The following is a 21,906-nucleotide window of genomic DNA, read 5'->3' on the forward strand; positions in this document are numbered from 1 at the left end:
CGGGACCAGGTGGGCGACTGCGCGCAGTCGCCGTGTTACGCAACGAATCTAATCGGTAAGTTACTGTACGTTTAGTTTTCCTTCGGCACAAGGGGGGTGCGCGGGGCAGGAGCGTGGGGATGACAGCGGCTCCTGGCGCGAACCGCTCGGTCGGGTGTGGAACCGCCCGCGCTCGGGCGGACGGCGGCTGGCCGGGAGGCCGGTCGGCGGGCGCGGGCGGCGGGGGCAACGGGGCAGGTTCTGTCGGGCGCGGTCGGGTCCTGATTCCGAAGACGGACATGGGTGGCTTTGATGCGCCAACTCTGTGCATTCCGGACGGAACAACGGGTAGGGGACAGGAACACCGTGGGCGCTCCCTCCCCGATTCCCCGTTGACCTGGGGTGGAGCGAAAGGATTCCGAAACCGCGCTGGAGGCGGGCTACGGGACCGTGTTCACGGTGAACCCGGGGCGCGGAGGCAGCGTCACACCGTGACCCGGGCTGCCCCACAACCGCCGACCCACCCCCGAAGGACCATCCATGAGCGCTATGCCCGTCCGTGACCAGGCCGCCCCCTCCCGCCACGCCCTGAGCCCGCGCGGGGGGCGCCGCGACGTGTCCCGCGCCCGGTGGCGGCTCCGGGCGGTCCACGCCGACATGGTCGAGTTCGGCCCCGCCGGGGACCCCGAGCTGGCGCGCACGGCCGAGGAGTTGGACCTGCTGGAACTCGCGGACGCGGCCCGGCCCTGACCCCGGGCGGCCGGCCGGGGAGCGGTCCGCCCGCTCCGGCCCCACCTGCTCCGGCGCGGCCCGCCTCAGCCCTGACCAGGGTGGGCGTGCGTCACCGGTGCGCATAACCACCGTCACACCCCCGGGTCGCGACGGCGTGTCAACCCCGAGAGTGACCACGGCGTCTCAGAGAGAGACGGCGTGTGCCGTCAGGCTCGCGTGAGGGCACGCGTTCACGGCAGGGGGCACGATGGAGGGCCGTAACGGCAACCTGGTGGAGAGCGGAGCGTACTGGCTCCTCTACGTCGTCTCGGTCAGCGGCGCGCTGCTGCACTGGCGTCTGGGCAACGAGGGGATGGCCGCTCTGTGCGCCGCCGTGGCGGTGTTCGGCGCCCTGCTCATCAGCAGGAGGCACCACAACCTCGCCGCGTGAGCCCCGGTCCCGGGACGTGCGCACCCTCCGCCGCCCGGGCTGCGCCCGGCTTGTCCCCGCCCCTTGCGGGGTGCTCATCACGCGCGGTGCCCACCCTCCCGCGCGCGTCCGGTCGTAGTACGGGAGACCACCGCCCACACGGCACGAGAGACCACCGCCCTCCGGTTCGGTGATCCCCCGTGTCCCGTCACCGGTCAGCTGTCCCGCCCTCGCCTGCGCGGCAGGGGTGGGACGTATCCCGCGCGGGTCTCGATCACCTGGGCCACCAAGAGGTCGAGCCTGTCCCGCTGGACGTACTTCCAGGTTCCGTGCTGGCCCTGCCATCCCCAGGTCCAGTCGTCCTTGAGCCCGATGGAGACGTTTCCCAGGTAGGCGGGGCCGATGAGGGCGCGGTCGACGTCCGCGCCCCACGTCCAGGGGAAGCGCCTCCATTCCAGGGTGAAGGCGAGTCCCCGCCGGGAGAGGAAGGCGTCGCGGGCCTCGGTGAAGGGGTCCCGCCGTGTGTTCGCGTCCGTTCGACGCTGCTCGATATCGTTCATGCCTCCAGCGTCCGACCGAAACCCCGTGTCCCACAGAAAGTGCTTTGTGTCCTCCTCGGGACTGGTTGTGAGTGAGACAACTTGCATAGCGTATGGGACATGGTGGATCACAGTTTCGGGTCATACCTCTCGGGTGAACGCAAACGCGCAGGTTATACGCTGCGCAAGCTCGCGACTCACGCGAAGGTTTCTTCGTCAACCCTTTCCCGCTGGGAAAATGACCATTATGTCCCAGCACGTGACGACGTTGCGAAGCTCGACAAGGCGCTGGAGATGCGCGGCGCGCTGGTCCGCAAGTGGGAGGGTTTCACCGCTCCGTCCGCGTTGCTCCCGTGGATGCAGGACGCGGGCATGCTCGAAGAAGCCGCCTCCTTGATCGAGTACGTCTCTCCCGTGCTGGTTCCCGGATTGCTGCAATCACCCGGATACGCGGAGATCGTCTTCCGGGAGGGCCAACCGTTGTCGTCCGCGACGGATATCCGACGATTGGTCGCGTTGCGGTGTTCTCGTCACGAAGTGCTTCGAGTGCGCAACGACCCCGGGGTGTCGGCTGTGTTCCCGGTGTCCGCGCTGGAATGCGTTACAGACGCGGTCCGTACCGAACAGGCTCAACACCTGCTGTCCCTGATTGACGGGGGCCGGGTGTCCGTCCACCTGGTACCCGAGGGTTCGGCGTTGATCGGGATCACCTCCCCCATGCTCATGGTGCGCCTCAGAGGGGGCGGAAAGGCCGCGAGCGCGGACCACCTGACCGGTAATGTCGTCTACGGCGAAACTGACGACTTCGAGCGGCTGTCGGAACTGGTCAAACGCGCGTTCGCGTTGGCGCTCCCCGCCCAACAGTCGCGAAAGGTACTGGAGGAACTACTTTGAGTGACTGGCACAAGTCCAGCTACAGCAACACGGGTGGTCAGTGTGTCGAGGTTCGGGAGACCCCCCAGGGCGCGGACGTTCGCGACACCGTCAACCGTGCAGCCGGGCACCTGACGTTCCCCGCGTCGGAGTGGGCCGCCCTGCTGCGCACCCAGACGCGCTAGAACTCGCTCCGGGCGAAGGCTCTGACCTGGCCCGGGACCAGCGCGGAACCCCCAACCCGAGGACGGGCGGGGGTTCCGTCCCCGTCCCGGCTTATTCCCACCTCTTCTGGGGTGATCATCACGCGCGGTGCCCACCCTCCCGCGCACGCCTCCCGCCCACCCGTCCGGATAGGCTGCGCGGTATGCGTTCATGGTCTGCGCCTGACATCGTCCCCCTGCCGGGTACCGGCGGTCCCCTTCGTGTCCACGACACCGCCACCGGCCGGATAAGGACGACGACGCCGGGCCCCCGGGCCGGGATGTACGCCTGCGGCATCACCCCCTACGACGCCGCCCACCTGGGACACGCCTTCACCTACCTCACCTTCGACCTGGTCAACCGGGTCTGGCGCGACGCGGGCCACGACGTCAACTACGTGCAGAACACCACCGACATCGACGACCCGCTCCTGGAGCGCGCGGAGGCCACCGGCGTCGACTGGCGCGACCTCGCCCACCGCGAGATCGACGTCTTCCGCGAGGATATGGCCGCCCTGCGGATCATCCCCCCGACCTCCTACGTCGGCGTGGTGGAGTCCGTCGACCTCATCAGCGACCTCGCCGCCCGCATCCGCGACACCGGCGCCGCCTACGAGCTGGACGGGGACCTGTACTTCTCCGTCGCCGAGGCGCCCGAGTTCGGCGAGATCAGCAACCTGGACCGCGGGCAGATGCTGGAGCTGTTCGGAGAACGCGGCGGCGACCCCCAGCGCACCGGCAAGAAGGACCCGCTCGACTGGCTGCTCTGGCGTGCCGAGCGCCCCGGCGAGCCCGCCTGGGACAGCCCCCTGGGCCGCGGGCGCCCCGGCTGGCACATCGAGTGCAGCGCCATCGCCCTGGACCGGCTCGGCCCGGCCTTCGACCTCAACGGCGGCGGCAGCGACCTGATCTTCCCCCACCACGAGATGGGCGCGGCCGAGACCCGATGTGCCACGGGCGGACCCAACGCCCACAACCACCTGCACGTGGGCATGGTCGGCCTCGACGGCGAGAAGATGTCCAAGTCCCTGGGCAACCTGGTCTTCGTCTCCAAGCTGCGCCAGCAGGGCGTGGACCCGGCCGTCATCCGCCTGGCCATGCTCGCCCACCACTACCGCGCCCCGTGGGAGTGGACCGACGCCGAACTCCCCGCCGCCACCGCCCGCGCCGAGCGCTGGCGCTCCGCCCTCGCCCTGGGCGCGGCGCCCGACGCCGCCCCGGTGCTCGCCGCCGTGCGCGCGGCCCTGTCCGAGGACCTGGACTCCCCGGCGGCCCTGGCCGCGGTGGACGCCTGGGCCGACACCGCCCTCACCGAGGGCGGCGCCGACACCGGCGCGCCCGCCCTGGTGCGCGCGACCGTGGACACCCTGCTGGGCGTGCGCCTGTAACCTCGGGCCGCCTGACGCCACCGGACGCGACCGGCGACACCGAAGGCCTTCGATGCCGCCGGTCCGCCGCCCTAGGGAGCGGAGAGTCCGGGGTGGTGCTCACCGGCGGCCCCCGCGGGGGTCAACCGGACGACCGGGATGTCGTTCCCGATGTCCGCACCCCTCCGCTCGAACCACTCCTCGCTGTCGTCCACCTCGTAGCCCAGCGCGCGCAGCAGCGCCACGGCGGCGGCGGGGTGCCGCTCGGCGTAGCTCACCAGCGCCTCACCGGACTCCTGCGGCGACAGGACGGTGGCGGTGCCCCGGCGGCGCCGGTTGCCCAGCTGGAACAGCACCCGCGGCTCGTGCTCGACGTTGCGGAACCACTGCGACCGCCTTCCGTACCCGGAGGCCACCAGCACGGTTCCCGCGGCGTCGTCGCCGCCGATGACCTCCAGCACCGCCTGGCGGGCCTCTCCCGTGGTCCGCCCCCTGTGGGTGAGCAGTACGAACCGGCGGCCCATCAGTCCGCCCAACCCTGTCCGGTAGATCCAGATGGGGGCGCGGAACAGGGCCCGGCGCAGGGGTGTGGTGGGCGGCTGGGCGAACGACATGGTGTGGCCTTCCTTGGGGGGCGGCCCCGGAGTCGGGGGCCCGAGTATAGCCAGACCGTTCCCGGCGCTCCCCGGCGGCACACCCGCGGACCGTCGGTGGGCGCTGCCACAATCCGGGACATGCAGACAGGACCGGACGTACTCCACACCACCGACTGGACCCGCGCCTTCCACGCCTACGGCTCCGGCGCCGACACCCCCGGGCACCTCGCCAGCCTGCTCACCGGCGACGCGCGTGAGCGCGAGCGCGCGCTGGACCACCTCCACGGCGCGCTCCTGCACCAGGGCACGGTCTACCCCGCCACCGTCCCCGCCGCCCTGTTCGTCGCCGGGATCCTCGACCGCCCCGAACCCGACGACCCGGCCCGGGGCCCGCTCCCCGAGGCGTCGGACGCGGCCCCGGGTGCCCCGCGCCGCGTCCTGCTCGACTTCCTGGCCGCCGCGGCCGAGGGCGCACTGCACCAGACGCCCCCCGGCCCCGTGCCCGAACCCCCCGCCGGGGCCGAGCTGGACCGGGTCTACGCCGCACTGGCCTCCGACGACGAGGACGAGGCGGTCGGGGTCTGGGAGACCCCCGCCGTGGACGCGCTCATGCGGAGGGTGGGCCCGGACATGCGCGCCGCCGCGCCCGTGCTGTACGCGGCGGTCGAACCCCACCTGACCGCCTCCGACGCGCACACGCGCATGTGCGCGGTGGAGGCCGCCTCCGCCCTGGCCCGGCTCGGCGGGCTGGAGCCCGACCTGTCCGGCGCGGCCGACATGGCCGAGACCCGCGACGAGGGCGCGGTGATCGTCCTGGCCCTGGGCGCCTGCGGCGCCGACACCACCGAGTTCCTCGCCCACGCCGACCCCGCCATCCGCGCCTGCGCCGCGCTGGCGCCCGGCCAGCGAGCCAACCCCGCGGCCACCGCGGAGCTGGCCGCCGCGCTCGCGGACCCGGAGGCGGCCGACGCCTGGTTCACCAGGCGTCCCGCCCACTTCACCGGCCACGTGCGTTTCGCCCTGGTCCGGGAACTCGCCGAGCGCTCCACCGCCGAGGACGCCGCGCGCCTGCTCCCGGTGCTGCGCGCGCTGGCCCCGCTGACCTCACCCCTCACCGCGGCGGCCGACGCCGGTCCGCTGCTGGACCTGGCCTTCCGCGCCGCCGACACGGGCCGCGGCGCGGCCGCCGACGCGGACGACGGCACCACCGCTGACGCGGGCGCCGAAACGGGTCCCGACGGGTCGGCGGCCCCGTCCGCCACGGGGCCCGCCGCGCCGCGCGACCCCGCGGAGCTGACCGCCGTCCAGCGCGACTACCTCCGGGTCCTGGCCGACCACGACGGCTTCTGGGACGGCCGGTTCGCCAACTTCCTGGTCGTGCTCGCCCGGCTGGGGCTGCCCCGCGAGCGCCGCGGGCTCCGCGCGCTGCTCGCGGCCTGAGCCGGGCGGGCGCGGAGCCCCACGGCGGGCGGACCGGCAAGCATCGCGACCGTTTCGTCCCCACACGTCTCGTTGGACACGTACACGATGACCACCTGTGGCCACGGGCTCGCGAAAACGCCGGTATCCGGGGGCCGGCCGTGGTGGGATAGCCCCCATGACGACCCCCACGCGGCACAGCGCGGCCGCCGAACTCATCGCGGACTTCGTCTCCACCGGTGCCGGACTCGCCGACCGGGCCGACCTCGCGCGGTTCCTGCGCGAGCACCGCCTGGCCACCGAGGGAGCCATCCCCATCACCCTCGCCGACCTCGACGAGGCCATCGCCCTGCGCGACGGCATCCGGGCGGTCCTGGAGCGGCGGGCCGAACCCGACCACGAGGCCATCGCCCGGGGCCAGAAGGTCCTGGACGGCCTCCGCGTCACCGTGCGCCTCCAGGCCTCACGCGAGGCCCCCGTGCCGCTGACCCCGGCGGTCGTGGACGAGGTCCGCCGCGGGCTGGCCCGCATCGCCGGGGCCTGGGCCGTGGTGCTGTCCACGGGGGAGTGGCGCCACATGCGGCTCTGAGGGGACCGCGGCACACGCGGGGACCCGGCCCCGGGCCGGAGGGGTCCGCGCGGGCCCGCCCGCGGCGCGGGAGCCCCCGTTCCGCGCCGCTTTCCACCGGCCGCGGCGGCCCCGCCGGGGCCGCCGCCGGGGTTTCAGCCCTCGTCGTGGCGGCGCAGGTAGCGCTCGAAGTCCCGGGCGATGGCGTCACCGGAGGCCTCCGGCAGGTCGGCGGTGTCCTTGGCCTCCTCCAGGCCGCGCACGTACGCCGCGATGTCCTCGTCCTCGGCGGTGAGCTCGTTGACGTTGGACTCCCACGCCACCGCGTCCTCGGGCAGGTCGCCCAGCGGCACCCGCGCGCCCAGGAAGTCCTCCACCCACGCCAGCAGCGCCAGGGAGGCCTTCGGGCACGGCGGCTGGGCGACGTAGTGGGGGATGGCCGCCCACAGCGACGCGGTCTCGATCCCCACCGCGCTGAACGCCTCGTGCACCACGCCCACGATCCCGGTCGGGCCCGAGTAGGTGGTCGCCTCCAGCCCCAGCGCCGAGCCCAGCTCCACGGGCGAGGCCATCCCGGTCACCGGGATCGGCCGCGTGTGCGGGGCGTCCGCCAGCAGCGAACCCAGCATCACCATCCGCGTGACGCCCAGCTCCCGAGCCACGGCCAGCAGGTCGGCGGCGTAGGAGCGCCACCGCATGTTCGGCTCGGGGCCCGTCACCAGCACCACGTCGCGCTCCGACCCCGGCGGCGTCGCCACGCGGACCCGGGTCGTGGGCCACTCGACCTCGCCCACCACGCCGTCCACGATCGACATGCGCGGCCGGGTCACCTGGAAGTCGTAGTAGTCGTCCGGTGCCAGCGCGCACAGCTCGTAGGCGTCCCACTCCCTCGACAGGTGCTCCACGGCCAGGCTGGCCGCCTCACCGGCGTCGTTCCATCCCTCGAACGCCGCCACCATCACGGGATCGACAAGCTCCCGGACGAGCTTGGTCATGTGGCTCCTCCCTGCACGCGAACGGAGTCCACCCTACGTGGTGCCGACCCGCCCGGGGAACCGTTCGGGGGCGCTCGTCCGAGGGCTTCCGGCCGCCACGACGCGGGACACCTGTCTCACCTACTGGAACAGCCGATGGGATAACCTCACAGACAGCGACTGACAAGGACACCGCCGTCCCCGGACGACCGACCCGCCCCGCACCGCGGGTCCGCCCAGTGCCACGCGTCACGGGGACACCAACTGGGCCGCCGCGGTGCTCCGACGTAGAGTTGCCAGATATGAGAGCCAGCCCCACCTTCCGCGAAACGCTGTCCCGCCGTGTGGTCGTGGCGGACGGAGCGATGGGCACCATGCTCCAGGCGCACGATCTCGACCTCGACCAGTTCGAGGGGCACGAGGGATGCAACGACATCCTCAACCTCACCCGTCCCGACATCGTCCGCGACACCCATGCCGCCTTTCTTGCCGTGGGTTCGGACGCCATCGAGACGAACACCTTCTCGGCCAACCTCGGCGGGCTCGCCGAGTACGGCATCGAGGACCGCACCTACGAGATCGCCCACGCCGGAGCGCAGGTGGCCCGCGAGGCCGCCGACGCCTACTCCACCCCCGACCAGCCCCGCTACGTCCTCGGGTCCGTGGGCCCGGGAAACCGGCTGCCCACCCTGGGCCACGCGCCCTACACCCAGCTGCGCGACTACTACGAGCAGTGCGCGCGCGGCCTGATCGACGGCGGATCCGACGCCATCCTCATCGAGACCTGCCAGGACCTGCTCCAGGTCAAGGCCGCCGTGGTGGCCGCCCAGCGCGCCCGCCGCGCCGCGGGCAGGGACGTGCCGATCATCGCCCAGGTGAGCATCGAGACCAACGGCACCATGCTGCTCGGCTCCGAGATCGGCGCCGCGCTGACCTCCCTGGAGCCGCTGGGCGTCGACGTCATCGGCCTCAACTGCTCCACCGGCCCCGCCGAGATGAGCGAGCACCTGCGCTACCTGTCGCACCACTCGCCCATCCCCATCTCCTGCATGCCCAACGCGGGCCTGCCCCAGCTCGGCCCCGACGGCGCCTTCTACGACCTCTCGCCCGCCGAGCTGGCCGACGCCCACGACTCCTTCACCTCCGAGTTCGGACTGAGCCTGGCCGGCGGCTGCTGCGGCACCACCCCCGAGCACCTGCGCCACGTGGTGGAGCGCGTCCAGGGGCGCGGCATCAAGAACCGCAAGCCCCTGGTGGAGGCGGCCTCCTCCTCCCTGTACCAGAGTGTGCCCTTCCGCCAGGACGCCAGCTACCTGGCCGTGGGTGAGCGCACCAACGCCAACGGCTCCAAGAAGTTCCGCGAGGCCATGCTGGAGGGCCGCTGGGACGACTGCGTGGAGATCGCGCGGGACCAGATCCGCGACGGCGCCCACCTGCTCGACCTCAACATCGACTACGTGGGCCGCGACGGGGTCAGCGACATGCGCGAGCTGGCCTCGCGCCTGGCCACCTCCTCCACGCTGCCGATCATGCTCGACTCCACCGAGCCGCCCGTCCTGGAGGCGGGCCTGGAAGCCCTCGGCGGCAGGAGCGTGGTCAACTCCGTCAACTACGAGGACGGCGACGGCCCCGACTCCCGCTTCACCCGCATCATGGGGCTGGTCAAGGAGCACGGCGCCGCCGTCGTGGGCCTGTGCATCGACGAGGAGGGCCAGGCCCGCACCGCCGAGTGGAAGGTGCGCGTCGCCACCCGCCTCATCGAGCAGATCACCGGTGAGTGGGGGCTCAACACCAGCGACATCATGATCGACTGCCTCACCTTCCCCATCACCACGGGGCAGGAGGAGACCCGCCGGGACGGCCTGGAGACGATCAACGCCATCCGCGAGCTCAAGCGGCTCTACCCGGACGTGCAGACCACCCTGGGACTGTCCAACCTGTCCTTCGGCCTCAACCCGGCCGCCCGCATCGTGCTGAACTCGGTGTTCCTGCACGAGGCGGTCCAGGCCGGGCTGGACTCGGCGATCGTGCACGCCTCCAAGATCGTGCCGATCAACCAGATCCCCGAGGAGCAGCGCGAGGTCGCCCTCGACATGGTCTACGACCGGCGCGAGGGCGACTACGACCCCCTCTCGCGGTTCATGGAGATGTTCGAGGGCGTGGACGCCAAGTCCATGAAGGCATCCCGCGCCGAGGAGCTGGCCGCCCTGCCGCTGTGGGAGCGCCTGGAGCGGCGCATCATCGACGGCGAGATGACCGGGATCGAGGCCGACCTCGACGAGGCGCTGGAGTCCAAGCCCGCCCTGGCCATCGTCAACGACACCCTGCTCTCGGGCATGAAGACCGTCGGCGAGCTGTTCGGCTCCGGCCAGATGCAGCTGCCCTTCGTCCTCAAGTCCGCCGAGGTCATGAAGGGCGCCGTCGCCTACCTCGAACCCCACATGGAGAAGAGCGACGACGACGGCAAGGGCCGCATCGTCCTGGCCACCGTCAAGGGCGACGTCCACGACATCGGCAAGAACCTCGTGGACATCATCCTGTCCAACAACGGCTACGACGTGGTCAACATCGGCATCAAGCAGCCGGTGTCGGCGATCCTGGAGGCCGCCGAGGAGCAGCGCGCCGACGTGATCGGCATGTCCGGCCTGCTGGTCAAGTCCACGGTCATCATGAAGGAGAACCTGGAGGAGATGAACTCCAGGGGCCTGTCCGAGCGCTTCCCGGTCCTGCTGGGCGGCGCCGCGCTCACCCGCTCCTACGTGGAGCAGGACCTGGCCGAGGTCTTCGACGGCCACGTGCGCTACGCCAAGGACGCCTTCGAGGGCCTGCGCCTGATGGACGCGTTCATGGCGGTCAAGCGCGGTGACGAGGGCGCCGAGCTGCCCGCCCTGCGCCAGCGCCGGGTCAAGACGGGGGCCAAGCTCAAGGTGAGCGAGCCCGAGGAGGTGCCCGCCCGCAGCGACGTGTCGACCACCAACCGGGTGCCCAAGCCGCCCTTCCTGGGGGACCGGATCAGCAAGGGCATCCCGCTGGCCGACTACGCCGCCTTCCTCGACGAGCGCGCCACCTTCATGGGCCAGTGGGGGCTCAAGGCCGCCCGCGGCGGCGAGGGCCCCAGCTACGAGGAGCTGGTGGAGACCGAGGGCCGCCCCCGGATGCGGATGTGGCTGGACCGCATCCAGACCGACGGCCTGCTGGAGGCGGCCGTGGTGCACGGCCACTTCCCCTGCTACAGCGAGGGCGACGACCTGGTGGTGCTGGACGAGGAGGGCGCCGAGCGCACCCGCTTCACCTTCCCGCGCCAGCGCCGGGACCGCCACCTGTGCCTGTCCGACTTCTTCCGGCCCAAGGAGTCGGGGGAGCTGGACGTGGTGTCCTTCCAGGTGGTGACCGTGGGCTCGGCGATCAGCCGCGCCACCGCCGAGCTGTTCGCCAAGAACGCCTACCGCGACTACCTGGAACTGCACGGGCTGTCGGTGCAGCTGACCGAGGCCCTGGCCGAGTACTGGCACACCCGGGTGCGTGCGGAGCTGGGCTTCGCGGGCGAGGACCCGGCCGAGCTGGACGCGTTCTTCAAGCTCGGCTACCGGGGGGCCCGCTTCTCCCTGGGCTACGGGGCCTGCCCCGACCTGGAGGACCGCGCCAAGATCATGCGCCTGCTGGAGCCCGAGCGGGTGGGCGTGACCCTGTCGGAGGAGTTCCAGCTGGTGCCCGAGCAGGCGACCGACGCGATCGTCGTCCACCACCCGGAGGCGACCTACTTCAACGTCTGACCGGCTCGTCCGAGGCGGACCGCCCGGCGCGGCCCCGTCCCCCGACCGGGGGCGGGGCCGCGCGCGTGTGCGGGAGGCGCGCGGTCCGCCGCGCACGCCCCCGGGGCCGTGCGCGTGCGGGAGTGTGGGGCAGCTCTCCACCCGCAGGCGTCCGAGTGTTCGTAGTGTGGAAAGGACGCCGACAGGTCCTCTTCACGGCGCGGGCGCCCCGCGTCCCGCACGATGATGACGCACAGCCCGGGTGTCCCGTGGGCCAGCGGGCAACCCATGACACACGAGGGGAGAGCGTGGCGCCGCCCGGTCCGGAAGGCGCCACCGAACCTATGAGCGAACAGAGCACGCTGAGTCCCGAAGCCTCCGACACCCAGGCCCCCCAGGCCGGACGCCTCCAGGCCGTACTCCTGGACATGGACGGCACCCTCATCGAGAGCGAGCACCTGTGGGGTGAGGCCGAGGCCGACCTGGTCGCCGAACTGGGCGGCGTGTGGACCGAGGAGGACCACCAGCGCAACGTCGGCAACGCCGCCGAGCCCGTGGGCCGCTACATCATCGACCTGACCGGCGCGCACCACCTCACCCCGCGCGAGGTCGCCGACCGCCTCTACGAGAGGTTCCGCGCCAGACTCGCCGAGGGCGCCGACCTGCGCCCGGGTGCCAAGGAGCTGGTCACCCTGCTGTCGGAGTCCGGGGTCCCGGTGGTCCTGGTGACCTCCACCGAGAGGACGCTGGTGCAGGCGGCGATCGGCGGGATCGGCCTGGACAACTTCGACGACTCGGTGGCCGGGGACGAGGTCGAGGCGAACAAGCCCCACCCCGACCCGTACCTGAGGGCCGCCCGGCGGCTCGGCGTGGACCCCGCGCGCTGCGTGGCCTTCGAGGACTCGGTGGTCGGCGTGACCTCGGCGGCCGACGCCGGGTGCGTCACGGTCGCGGTGCCCAACCACGTGCACATCCCGCCGCGCGAGGGCGTGGTGTTCCGCGACAGCCTGGTGGGCGTGGACCTGGACTGGCTGGAGTCCCTGGTCGCCGACCGCTGAACCCGGGTCCGCCCGTCCCCCGGCCTCGCGGCTCTCCCCGCCCCCACCAGCCCCGACGCCCTCTTCCGTGCCCCGGCCGCCCGTCCGGGGTACGGGAGTAGCGTGGGCGTACAGGGGCCTCGCCTCCGGGGCCTGACCTAGGGCATGTCCGGCGGACACATACCCTGCTGCGCGACGGGCGGCATCCACCGCACACGCCCTAGGGGATCGACCGGATGTGCGCTCCGGCGCCGGATGGGAGACTGGGCCCATGCCTGAGAACTTGACGTGGATGACCGGTCTGGTCCTGGGAGGCGGACTCACCCTCGCGGGACTGGTGATCTCCTTCTTCGTGTGGCGCGCCAAGGGCGCCGCCTCGGGTCTGCGCGGCGTGGCGTGGTCGCTGCTGCCGCTGGCCGCCGGTCTGATCGGGCTGATGAACGCCGTCTGGCAGTTCGCCATGAACATCTTCGGCATCCTGGTCGGCCTGCTGTTCAACCCGGCGGTGTGGGCCGGTGTGGCCCTGGCGGGCCTGGCGGTGGTGCTCTACGTCGTCTCGGGCGTCATGCGCGCCCGTGACGTGGGCACCCGCCCCGCCAGGGCCAAGGAGCCCAAGGCCACCGGCGGGGCGGGCGGCGCGGCCGAGCCCGGCGCCGCCAAGCCCGGTGCGGCCCCCGCGGCCCCGGGCGCCAAGGGGAAGGTGGGGCCGGCCCCCAACAAGGCCGGGGCCGCCGACGACCTCTCCGACCTGGGCGACATCGAGGAACTGCTGCGCAAGCGCGGCATCGAGTGACCACCGCGGGCCCGGCCCGCGCACCCCTGCGACGACGGTTCCGCACGCGCGGGGCCGTCGTCCTCGCGTGCGCCGCGACCGTCACCGTACGTGTCCGTGGCGGTGCCCTGGCACGCTCGTGACCGTCGCCCTACGCACTCGGATGGACACGCTGAGACGTATAGCACTTGCCATAGCGTCCCTCTCGGGGGGTCGAACCGGTGCATATTCGGACGTATCGTGGGCGCGGCGGTGGAGGACGTCGCCGCAGCTCGCGGCCGGTCGTCGGATGAATGCGAACTCTGTAGCCTTTTGTTGTTATATAGGCTTTTTAACGTTGTTTGTCACGATTTAGATACATGATCGGATATTGGACGCTATGCGTTCAGATCGCGAGTAAGTTGGTCGCTGTGTAACAGCCCGGGCGCAACGGTCCCGGTGTGTCCAACTCCTCAGGTGATGTGGCGCACTCCCGCGGACCGGGTCTGCGGAGGCGGGTCATCCGCCCTCCCCGCCGACACGCAAGCCCACGCCAGCCAGCGTCGAGAACCGGCCGGCCCCACCGCGCGCGAACCGCAGGTCACCCCTCCTTGCGGCCGTACGCGTGGGTTCTGTCCCGTTCCCCTCGGCCAGAAGCGTATGAGTGGAGAGTGGTGGCCTGATGAGCGCGCCCTCGCATGCCCCCGATTCGGCGGAGCAGGCGGAGCAGAACGACGCCGTGAACGTCGCTGCGCAGGCCCACGGGGTCCGCGGAGACTCCGACAACCGGTCCCTGCGCCAGATCGCCTGGCAGCGGCTGCGCAAGGACAAGGTCGCGATGGTCTCCGGCGTGGTCGTGGTCCTGCTCATCCTCGCCGCGATCCTCGCGCCCCTCCTGGCCAAGTGGTTCGGGCACCCGCCCACCCAGTTCCACCAGGACCTGATCGAGCCCGGCACCGGCCTGCCGGCCAACGACCCGGCCAACCCGAGCCCGTTCGACACCGACCCCTGGGGCGGTATCAGCGCCGACCACCTGCTCGGCGTGGAGCCGGTGACCGGACGCGACCTGTTCAGCCGCATCCTCTACGGCGCCCAGATCTCCCTGCTGGTGGCCTTCCTGTCCACGCTGCTGTGCGTGTTCATCGGCACTGTCCTGGGCATCGTCGCCGGGTACAAGGGCGGCTGGGTCGACACCCTCATCAGCCGGGCCATGGACATCTTCCTGGCCTTCCCGCTGATGCTCTTCGCCATCGCGCTCGTGGGCGTCATCCCCGACGGCGTCCTGGGCCTGAGCGGCAACGGCCTGCGCATCGGCGTCATCGTCTTCATCATCGGCTTCTTCAACTGGCCCTACATCGCGCGCATCGTCCGGGGGCAGACGCTCTCGCTGCGCGAGCGGGAGTTCGTGGAGGCCGCCAGGAGCCTGGGCGCCAGCAACCGGCACATCCTCTTCCGGGAGATCCTGCCCAACCTGGTCACGCCGATCATCGTCTACTCGACCCTGCTCGTCCCCACGAACATCCTGTTCGAGGCGGCCCTGAGCTTCCTGGGCGTCGGTATCAACCCGCCCACGCCGAGCTGGGGCAAGATGCTCTCCGACGCGGTGCCGCTGTACGAGAAGGCGCCCTACTTCGTGGTCTTCCCGGGTCTGGCCATCTTCATCACCGTCCTGGCGTTCAACCTGTTCGGCGACGGGCTGCGCGACGCCTTCGACCCCAAGACCTCCGACTGACCCACGGTCGGTGGAGGCTGACCCGCCCGGCCTCCGCAAGGCAGGGATCCGACGACAGGTTGATCCCATCATCACCATCAGGTTCGCATGAGAGGCAGTTCCTTGAGGAAACGCACCCTCGGCTTCGTCGCGCTCGGCGCGGCGGCTTCCATCCTCCTTTCGGCGTGCGGGGGCGGTGGCTCCAACGGCGGAGACTCCGCGTCCGACGCCGCCTTCGACCAGGGCTCGACCGAGGTCGTCAACGCGTCCGACCAGACCGGCGGCACCCTGCGCTACGCCATCTCCTCGGACTTCGACTCCACCGACCCGGGCGACACCTACTACGGGTTCAGCTGGAACTTCACCCGCTACTACGCCCGTACGCTGCTGGCCTTCACCCCGGCGCCGGCCCAGGAGTCCACCGAGCTGACCACGGACATGGCCGCTGGCATGCCCGAGCCCAACGAGGACTTCACCGAGTGGACCATCAAGATCCAGGAGGGCCTCAAGTACGAGGACGGCTCCGAGATCACGGCGCAGGACATCAAGTACGCCATCGCGCGCTCGAACTACAACGGCGGTGAGCTGCCCAACGGTCCGCGCTACTTCGAGGCGCACCTGGACCAGGAGCCCTTCAACGTCTACGAGGTCGACGACCCGCTGGAGACCTTCACCGCGGTCGAGACCCCGGACGACTACACCCTGGTCTTCCACCTCAAGGACCCCTTCTCCGAGTTCCCCTACGTGCTGACCCAGCCGCAGACCGCCCCGGTGCCCGTGGAGGCCGACCGCGGCGCGCTGTACAAGGAGAAGGTCCTCTCCTCGGGCCCGTACAAGTTCGAGGGCAACTACGAGCCCGGCGTCCAGCTCAACCTGGTCCGCAACGAGCACTGGGACGCCGAGACCGACCCGATCCGCCCGGCCCTGCCGGATGAGGTCACCGTCCAGATCGGCATCGACCAGGACGAGATCGACCAGCGCCTGGTCAACGGCGACCTCGACGTCGACCTGTCCGGCGTCGGCGTCGGCCCGGCGATGAAGAGCAGCCTGCTCACCGACGAGGACGCCCAGGCCAACCTGGACAACCCGTACTCGGGCGCCCTGCGCTACGTCAACATCCACACCCCGGTCATCGAGGACGTGGCCTGCCGCCAGGCGATCATGTACGCGGCCGACCGGGACAGCCTGCACCGCGCCTGGGGCGGCGAGACCGGCGGCGACATCGCCACCAACCTGCTCCCGCCGACCATCCAGGGCTCGAACCCGGAGTCGGACCTGTACCCCTCCGACGACGACAAGGGCGACCTGGCCGCCGCCGAGGCCAAGCTGGAGGAGTGCGGCGAGGCCGAGGGCTTCAGCACCACCATCGCGGTCCGCGACGGCCGTCCCAACGACATCGCCACCGCGGAGTCCCTCCAGGAGTCCCTCAAGCGCGTGGGCATCGAGGTCGACATCCAGACCTTCCCGGCCGAGGACTTCTTCGCCCAGTACGCGGGCTCGCAGGACTACGTCCGTGAGAACAACATCGGCCTGAGCGTCTCCGGCTGGATCCCCGACTGGGCCACCGGCTACGGCTTCGCCTCCAAGATCACCGACGGCGACGCCATCCAGGCCACGGGCAACTACAACACCTCCGAGCTCGACGACCCGGAGATCAACGCCCTGTGGGACGAGGCGCTGGCCACCGAGGACCCGGACGAGCGCGCCAGCATCTACGAGCAGATCGACACCCTGGTCATGGAGCAGGCGGCCATCCTGCCGGTCGTCTTCGACCGCGCGCTGTTCTACCGCTCGGACGAGCTGACCAACGTCTACTACACGTCCTCGTACGCGATGTACGACTTCATGGCCCTGGGCGTGGACCGGGGTTAGTGCTCCGACCGGCCTGAACTAGTACGAGAAGGCAGGTGATGGCGGCGGGGGTGCCACGGCCCCGTGGGTACCCCCGCCGCCGACCGCGATGCTGAACTATATTCTCCGCCGCCTGGGTGCGGGACTGCTGCTGCTCGCCGTCGTCACGGCGGTGACCTTCTGGATCTTCTACGTCCTGCCCCGTTGGGCCGGCGTGACCCCGCGCGGTATGGCCGCGATGTACGTGGGCAAGGCCCCCACCCCCGAGGCGCTCGACGCCACGGTGGCGCGCCTGGGCCTTGACCAGCCCATCGCCGTGCAGTTCATGGACTTCGTCAAGGGTCTGGTCCTCGGCTCCGAGTACACCTTCGGCCGGGAGACGGTGGAGTGCGCGGCGCCCTGCCTGGGTTACTCCTTCACCACCAACAGCCCCGTGCTGCCCCAGTTGCTCGACCGCCTGCCGGTCACCGCCTCGCTGGCCCTGGGCGCGGCCGTCATCTGGATCATCGGCGGCGTGGCCGTCGGCGTCCTCTCGGCGGTCAAGAAGGGCAGCATCTTCGACCGCATCGCCATGAGCGCCGCCCTGGTGGGCGTGTCCATGCCGATCTACTTCACCGGTCTGCTCGCCCTGGCCTTCCTCGTGCACAAGTGGGAGCTGTTCCCGGTCTCGCGCTACGTCCCCCTCACCGAGGACCCGGTCGGCTGGTTCCAGGTGATGTTCCTGCCCTGGGTCACCCTGGCCTTCCTGCACGCGGCGCAGTACGCGCGCCAGACGCGCGCGGGCATGCTGGAGGTCCTGGGCGAGGACTACATCCGCACCGCCCGCGCCAAGGGGCTGAGCGAGCGCCGCGTGATCTTCAAGCACGCGCTGCGCCCGACGCTGACGCCCATCGTGACCATCTTCGGCCTGGACGTCGGCCTGGTCCTGGGCGGCGCGATCCTGACGGAGAAGGTCTTCTCCCTGAACGGCATCGGCGCCTACGCCATCGACGCGATCATCGGCAAGGACCTGCCCGTGGTGCTCGGTGTGACCCTGATGGGCGCTGTCTTCATCGTCGTCTGCAACCTGATCGTCGACCTGCTCTACCCGGTCGTCGACCCGCGCGTGCGCATCGCCGCCTGACGACCGACAGCGTTGAACAGAGCAGCTCTAACGAAGGAAAGTGACATGGCCTCGACCGACCCCGTCGTCCGCGTGGACGACCTGCGGGTGACGTTCCCGACCATGGACGGCGACGTCCACGCGGTGAAAGGGCTGTCCTTCGAGGTGCCCGCGGGCGGTGCCCTGGGCATCGTGGGCGAGTCGGGCTCGGGCAAGAGCGTGACCTCGCTGGCCCTCATGGGCCTGCACCGGGGCAGCAAGGCGAAGATCACCGGCTCCATCGAGGTCGCGGGCCAGGACGTGGTCAGCGCCTCGGACAAGAGGCTGCGGCGGATGCGCGGCAACGACATCGCCATGGTCTTCCAGGACCCCATGCAGTCGCTGCACCCGCAGTACACGATCGGCAACCAGCTGATCGAGGCCTACCGCATCCACCGGCCCAAGGCCACCAAGGCCGAGGCGCACGCCCGCGCGGTGGAGTCGCTGGAGCGGGTGGGCATCCCCGAGCCCGCCAAGCGGATCAACTCCTACCCGCACGAGTTCTCCGGCGGCATGCGCCAGCGCGTGGTCATCGCCATGGGGCTGATGTGCGAGCCCAAGGTGCTGCTGGCCGACGAGCCCACCACCGCCCTGGACGTGACGGTGCAGGCCCAGGTCCTGGACCTGCTGGACGAGCTGCGCCGCGACCTGGGCATGGGCCTGATCCTGGTCTCGCACGACCTGGCGGTGGTGGCGGGTTCGGTGGACGAGGTCGTGGTCATGCGCCACGGCGTCGCGGTCGAGCGCGGCGACGTGCGCAAGGTCCTCTCCGAGCCCGAGCACCCCTACACCCAGGGGCTCTTGGCCGCCGTGCCGCGCGTGGAGGTCTCCCGCGCCCAGCGGCGCGCCCAGGACCGGGCCGACCGGGTCGAGCGCGACAAGCGCGAGGGCAGGGTCACCGAGCCGGGCCAGTTCGCGGCCTTCACCCCCTCCGCCGGCGGCGAGGGCTCCTCCGAGGAGACCCCGCTCCTGCGGGTGGAGGACGTGGCGCAGCGGTTCAAGGTGCGCGGCGGCACCTGGGGCAAGGCCACGGACTTCTGGGCGGTCAAGGGGGTCTCCTTCGACCTGCACCGCGGTGAGACGCTGGGGATCGTGGGGGAGTCGGGGTCGGGCAAGTCCACGCTGTCGCGGATGGTGATGCGTCTGCTGGAGCCCACGCGGGGCCGGGTGGAGTTCGAGGGCCGCGACATCACCCACATGCCCGAGCGGGCGTTGCGTCCGCTGCGTCGGGACGTGCAGATGGTCTTCCAGAACCCCTATTCCTCGCTCAATCCGCGGGTGACGGTGGGGGACGCGATCGGGACCGCGTTGCGGGTGCAGGGGGAGAGGGACACCAAGAAGGTGCGCCGTCAGGTGCAGGAGCTGTTGGAGCGGGTGGGGTTGGAGCCCAATCACTACAACCGGTTCCCGCACGCGTTCTCGGGTGGTCAGCGTCAGCGGATCGCGATCGCGCGGGCGTTGATCCTCAAGCCGAAGCTGATCATCTGTGATGAGCCGGTGTCGGCGTTGGACGTGTCGACGCAGGATCAGGTGTTGCGGTTGTTGTCGGAGTTGCAGGACGACTTCGGGTTGACCTACATCTTCGTGGCCCACGACCTGGCGGTGGTGCGTCAGGTCAGCGACCGGGTCGCGGTGATGCGCGCGGGTGAGGTGGTGGAGATGGGTGACAGCGACGCGGTGTACGAGAACCCCACCAGCGACTACACCCGCCAGTTGCTGACTGCCGCTCCGGTCCTGGACCCCGACGAGGCCCGCCGTCTGCGCGCCGGGCGCGTGGAGAAGCGCGCCGAGGGCAAGGCCGTCGCCTGACGCTCCTCACGGGCTCAACGGTCCTGACGGACCGGTAGCCGACCGGCAGAACGACCCAGCGCCGGTGCCGCCGCGGAACCCCGCGGCGGCACCGGCGTTTCGCGTGTCCGGGACGGGGGCGCCGATGACAGTGCCGGGCCGCGCGTTGGCCCGCCGGGCCGCGCGCCGAGCCGGGTGCTGGACCCGTCACGGCGGGCGCGCCCGTGCGCGGCGGGGGACTGCCAGTACGGGCGTCCGGTCCGCGGCGGTTCCGGCGGCTGAACGCCGTCGGGCGGGGGTCGTCCACAGGGGAGAGATGACCCGGCCGAATCGGGAATGAAAACGGTTATCATTGACTTGTAACGCGTGGGAACCCTGAGGAGGCATCCATGGCACGCAACGAGATCCGGCCGATCATCAAGCTCAAGTCCACCGCGGGGACGGGCTTCACCTACGTCACCCGCAAGAACCGGCGCAACACGCCCGACCGGCTCACCCTGAAGAAGTACGACCCGCGCGTGCGCCGCCACGTCGAGTTCCGCGAGGAGCGCTGAGCCGGGCCGCGCCCCGGCCGCCCGTTCCCGGAAAGGCCGGGCCCCGGCTGACCGGCGCCCCGACCGGCGGCGGTGCCGCCGATCCTGACGGGCGTCCTCCCGTCGCACGCCGCCGAGCAGGCGGACCGCCGCGCCCAACGACCACCCCAAGGGGGCACACATGAAGCAGGGAATCCACCCCGACTACCACCCGGTCGTCTTCCGCGACCGCGCGGCCGACTTCTCCTTCCTCACCAGGTCCACCGCCACCAGCGACAAGACCATCGAGTGGAGCGACGGCCGCACCTACCCGCTGATCGACGTCGAGATCTCCAGCGCCAGCCACCCCTTCTACACGGGCAACGCCCGCGTGGTGGACACGGCGGGCCGCGTGGAGCGCTTCCAGCGCCGCTACCAGCGCAAGGGCTGACCGACACGAGCGCGAGGCGGGGCCCGTCGCCCCGCCCCCGACCACCCGAGAAGAAGGCAGAGGTCCCATGGCCGTACCCAAGCGCAGGATGTCGCGGTCCAACACCCGCACGCGCCGTTCCCAGTGGAAGGCCGCCACCCCCGACCTGGTGCGCGTCCACATCCGCGGCCGCGAGTACCTCGTGCCGCGCAACCTCGTCCGCGCCTACGAGCGCGGACTGCTCGCGCCGCCCGAGTAGCCGGACCCGGCACGGCCCGCCGGCCCCCGGTCCGGCCGCGACACCGGGCCCGGGCACCGCGGACGCCGCCGCGCGTCCGCCCGCACCGCCGCGCGCCGGGACCCCCTCCCGCCCGGCGCGCGGCGGTGCGGGCACCGCAGGCGAGCAGCCGGGCGGGGCGGCCGAGCGCCGTAGGGTGGTGGGCATGCCAGCCCGAACGCCCCCTACCGCGCCCGGCGGCGACGCCCCGGGGCTGCGCGCCGACGCGCTGCACAACCGCCACCGCATCGTCGAGGCGGCCCGCGCGGCCTTCGCCGAACGCGGGATCGACGTGCCGATGTCGGCCATCGCCCGCCGCGCCGGAGTGGGGGTCGCCACCCTCTACCGCCGCTTCCCCACCCGCGAGGCCCTGGTCACCGAGGTGTTCGCCGACCAGCTGACGGCCTGCGCCTCCCTGGTGGACGACGGCCTCGCCGACCCGGACCCCTGGCGGGGCTTCTGCTCGGTGGTCGAGCGGGTGTGCGCGATGCAGGCCGCCGACCGGGGCTTCACCGGCGCGTTCCTCACCACCTTCCCCGGCGCGGTCCCCTTCGAGGAGAAGCGCGAGCGCGCCGAACGCGGCCTCACCGAACTCATCCGCCGGGCCAAGGCGGCCGGGCGGCTGCGCCCCGACTTCGCGCTCGCCGACCTCACGCTGGTGTTCCTGGCCAACTGCGGGGCCGCCTCCGGCCCGCCGGAGGCGGCCGCCGCCTCCTCCCGCCGCCTGGTGGCCTACCTCCTCCAGTCCTTCGAGAACACGGAACGGCGCCGCCCCCTGCCAGCCGCCCCCGAGATCGGGCTGGACCAGATCCCCGACCTCTCCACGGGCTGAGCGCGGACGCTCCCGCGAAACGCACCGCCCCTGGCCCCCGGCCCCCTCGGATTCGGGCAGTCTTAAGGGTGTGACAACGCGAACCGACGAGATCCCCCCGCCGGACCCACGGACACCGAGAGCCCCGCGCAGGCCCGTCGACCTCCTCACGGGAACGGTCGGCCT

General features: G+C 71.5%; 21 protein-coding genes. 18 read left to right on the forward strand and 3 right to left on the reverse strand.

Annotated elements, in window-relative coordinates; genetic code table 11:
- The first annotated feature begins 519 nt into the window (after positions 1-519).
- Together UIS43_RS01390 and UIS43_RS01395 are read left to right on the forward strand one after the other, a co-directional pair.
- On the forward strand, positions 520-729 hold the full coding sequence (locus tag UIS43_RS01390; protein ID WP_013152575.1) for a hypothetical protein: 210 nt from the start codon (positions 520-522) through the stop codon (positions 727-729).
- Between the two features lie 229 nt (positions 730-958).
- Complete coding sequence (locus tag UIS43_RS01395; protein WP_013152576.1) at positions 959-1,141, forward strand: hypothetical protein; 183 nt, start codon at positions 959-961, stop codon at positions 1,139-1,141.
- Positions 1,142-1,335: 194 nt separating this feature from the next.
- Here the strand turns inward: UIS43_RS01395 and UIS43_RS01400 are convergent, their stop codons facing one another.
- Positions 1,336-1,680, reverse strand: coding sequence for a hypothetical protein (locus UIS43_RS01400; protein ID WP_013152577.1), 345 nt, complete (start codon positions 1,678-1,680; stop codon positions 1,336-1,338).
- Between the two features lie 99 nt (positions 1,681-1,779).
- Here UIS43_RS01400 and UIS43_RS01405 point away from each other — a divergent pair, with 99 nt between their 5' ends.
- From UIS43_RS01405 to mshC, 3 genes are all read left to right on the forward strand, one after another.
- Positions 1,780-2,553 carry a helix-turn-helix transcriptional regulator gene (locus UIS43_RS01405; RefSeq protein ID WP_013152578.1) on the forward strand — a complete coding sequence of 258 codons (774 nt, stop codon included), beginning with the start codon at positions 1,780-1,782 and terminating at the stop codon, positions 2,551-2,553.
- Positions 2,550-2,717 carry a DUF397 domain-containing protein gene (locus tag UIS43_RS01410; RefSeq protein WP_013152579.1) on the forward strand — a complete coding sequence of 56 codons (168 nt, stop codon included), beginning with the start codon at positions 2,550-2,552 and terminating at the stop codon, positions 2,715-2,717. The genes UIS43_RS01405 and UIS43_RS01410 overlap by 4 nt, the downstream gene beginning before the upstream one ends.
- A 182-nt stretch (positions 2,718-2,899) precedes the next feature.
- A complete protein-coding gene (gene mshC, locus UIS43_RS01415; protein ID WP_013152580.1) occupies positions 2,900-4,123 on the forward strand; it encodes a cysteine--1-D-myo-inosityl 2-amino-2-deoxy-alpha-D-glucopyranoside ligase in 1,224 nt (407 codons plus the stop codon).
- 71 nt (positions 4,124-4,194) lie between these two features.
- On the opposite strand, the gene UIS43_RS01420 is transcribed toward mshC, so the two are convergent.
- Positions 4,195-4,716 (reverse strand): nitroreductase family deazaflavin-dependent oxidoreductase, encoded by a 522-nt coding sequence (locus UIS43_RS01420; RefSeq protein ID WP_013152581.1) that lies wholly within the window; start codon positions 4,714-4,716, stop codon positions 4,195-4,197.
- A 120-nt stretch (positions 4,717-4,836) separates the two neighbouring features.
- Between UIS43_RS01420 and UIS43_RS01425 the strand changes: the two genes are divergently transcribed.
- Both UIS43_RS01425 and UIS43_RS01430 read left to right on the forward strand, forming a co-directional pair.
- Complete coding sequence (locus tag UIS43_RS01425) at positions 4,837-6,138, forward strand: hypothetical protein (protein ID WP_041552541.1); 1,302 nt, start codon at positions 4,837-4,839, stop codon at positions 6,136-6,138.
- Positions 6,139-6,295: 157 nt separating this feature from the next.
- Positions 6,296-6,706 (forward strand): ABATE domain-containing protein, encoded by a 411-nt coding sequence (locus UIS43_RS01430; RefSeq protein WP_013152583.1) that lies wholly within the window; start codon positions 6,296-6,298, stop codon positions 6,704-6,706.
- 134 nt (positions 6,707-6,840) lie between these two features.
- On the opposite strand, the gene UIS43_RS01435 is transcribed toward UIS43_RS01430, so the two are convergent.
- On the reverse strand, positions 6,841-7,680 hold the full coding sequence (locus tag UIS43_RS01435; protein ID WP_013152584.1) for a PAC2 family protein: 840 nt from the start codon (positions 7,678-7,680) through the stop codon (positions 6,841-6,843).
- 281 nt (positions 7,681-7,961) lie between these two features.
- On the opposite strand from UIS43_RS01435, the gene metH reads away from it, so the two are divergent.
- The 11 genes from metH (at position 7,962) to UIS43_RS01490 (ending at position 21,741) form a co-directional block, all read left to right on the forward strand.
- Entirely contained in the window at positions 7,962-11,432 is a 3,471-nt protein-coding gene (metH, locus tag UIS43_RS01440) for a methionine synthase (protein ID WP_013152585.1), read from the forward strand.
- 323 nt (positions 11,433-11,755) lie between these two features.
- Positions 11,756-12,469 (forward strand): HAD family phosphatase, encoded by a 714-nt coding sequence (locus UIS43_RS01445; RefSeq protein WP_041552543.1) that lies wholly within the window; start codon positions 11,756-11,758, stop codon positions 12,467-12,469.
- 250 nt (positions 12,470-12,719) lie between these two features.
- Positions 12,720-13,241 (forward strand): cellulose synthase, encoded by a 522-nt coding sequence (locus UIS43_RS01450; protein ID WP_232833098.1) that lies wholly within the window; start codon positions 12,720-12,722, stop codon positions 13,239-13,241.
- 640 nt (positions 13,242-13,881) lie between these two features.
- Positions 13,882-14,931 (forward strand): ABC transporter permease, encoded by a 1,050-nt coding sequence (locus UIS43_RS01455; RefSeq protein WP_013152588.1) that lies wholly within the window; start codon positions 13,882-13,884, stop codon positions 14,929-14,931.
- A 102-nt stretch (positions 14,932-15,033) separates the two neighbouring features.
- On the forward strand, positions 15,034-16,782 hold the full coding sequence (locus UIS43_RS01460) for an ABC transporter substrate-binding protein (protein ID WP_041552548.1): 1,749 nt from the start codon (positions 15,034-15,036) through the stop codon (positions 16,780-16,782).
- 88 nt (positions 16,783-16,870) lie between these two features.
- Positions 16,871-17,884, forward strand: a complete 1,014-nt coding sequence (locus tag UIS43_RS01465) for an ABC transporter permease (protein WP_013152590.1) — start codon at positions 16,871-16,873, stop codon at positions 17,882-17,884.
- Positions 17,885-17,929: 45 nt separating this feature from the next.
- Entirely contained in the window at positions 17,930-19,711 is a 1,782-nt protein-coding gene (locus tag UIS43_RS01470) for an ABC transporter ATP-binding protein (RefSeq protein WP_370012213.1), read from the forward strand.
- Positions 19,712-20,079: 368 nt separating this feature from the next.
- Complete coding sequence (rpmG, locus tag UIS43_RS01475; protein ID WP_013152592.1) at positions 20,080-20,244, forward strand: 50S ribosomal protein L33; 165 nt, start codon at positions 20,080-20,082, stop codon at positions 20,242-20,244.
- A gap of 160 nt (positions 20,245-20,404) precedes the next feature.
- Positions 20,405-20,653, forward strand: a complete 249-nt coding sequence (locus UIS43_RS01480; RefSeq protein WP_013152593.1) for a type B 50S ribosomal protein L31 — start codon at positions 20,405-20,407, stop codon at positions 20,651-20,653.
- Positions 20,654-20,720: 67 nt separating this feature from the next.
- Positions 20,721-20,891, forward strand: coding sequence for a 50S ribosomal protein L32 (rpmF, locus tag UIS43_RS01485; RefSeq protein ID WP_013152594.1), 171 nt, complete (start codon positions 20,721-20,723; stop codon positions 20,889-20,891).
- 184 nt (positions 20,892-21,075) lie between these two features.
- Positions 21,076-21,741: a TetR/AcrR family transcriptional regulator gene (locus UIS43_RS01490; protein ID WP_013152595.1), complete on the forward strand. Its 666-nt coding sequence runs from the start codon at positions 21,076-21,078 to the stop codon at positions 21,739-21,741.
- Positions 21,742-21,906: the final 165 nt, after the last annotated feature.

The organism is Nocardiopsis sp. LDBS0036, from assembly GCF_041228755.1.
GTDB classification, from domain to species: Bacteria; Actinomycetota; Actinomycetes; order Streptosporangiales; family Streptosporangiaceae; genus Nocardiopsis; species Nocardiopsis dassonvillei.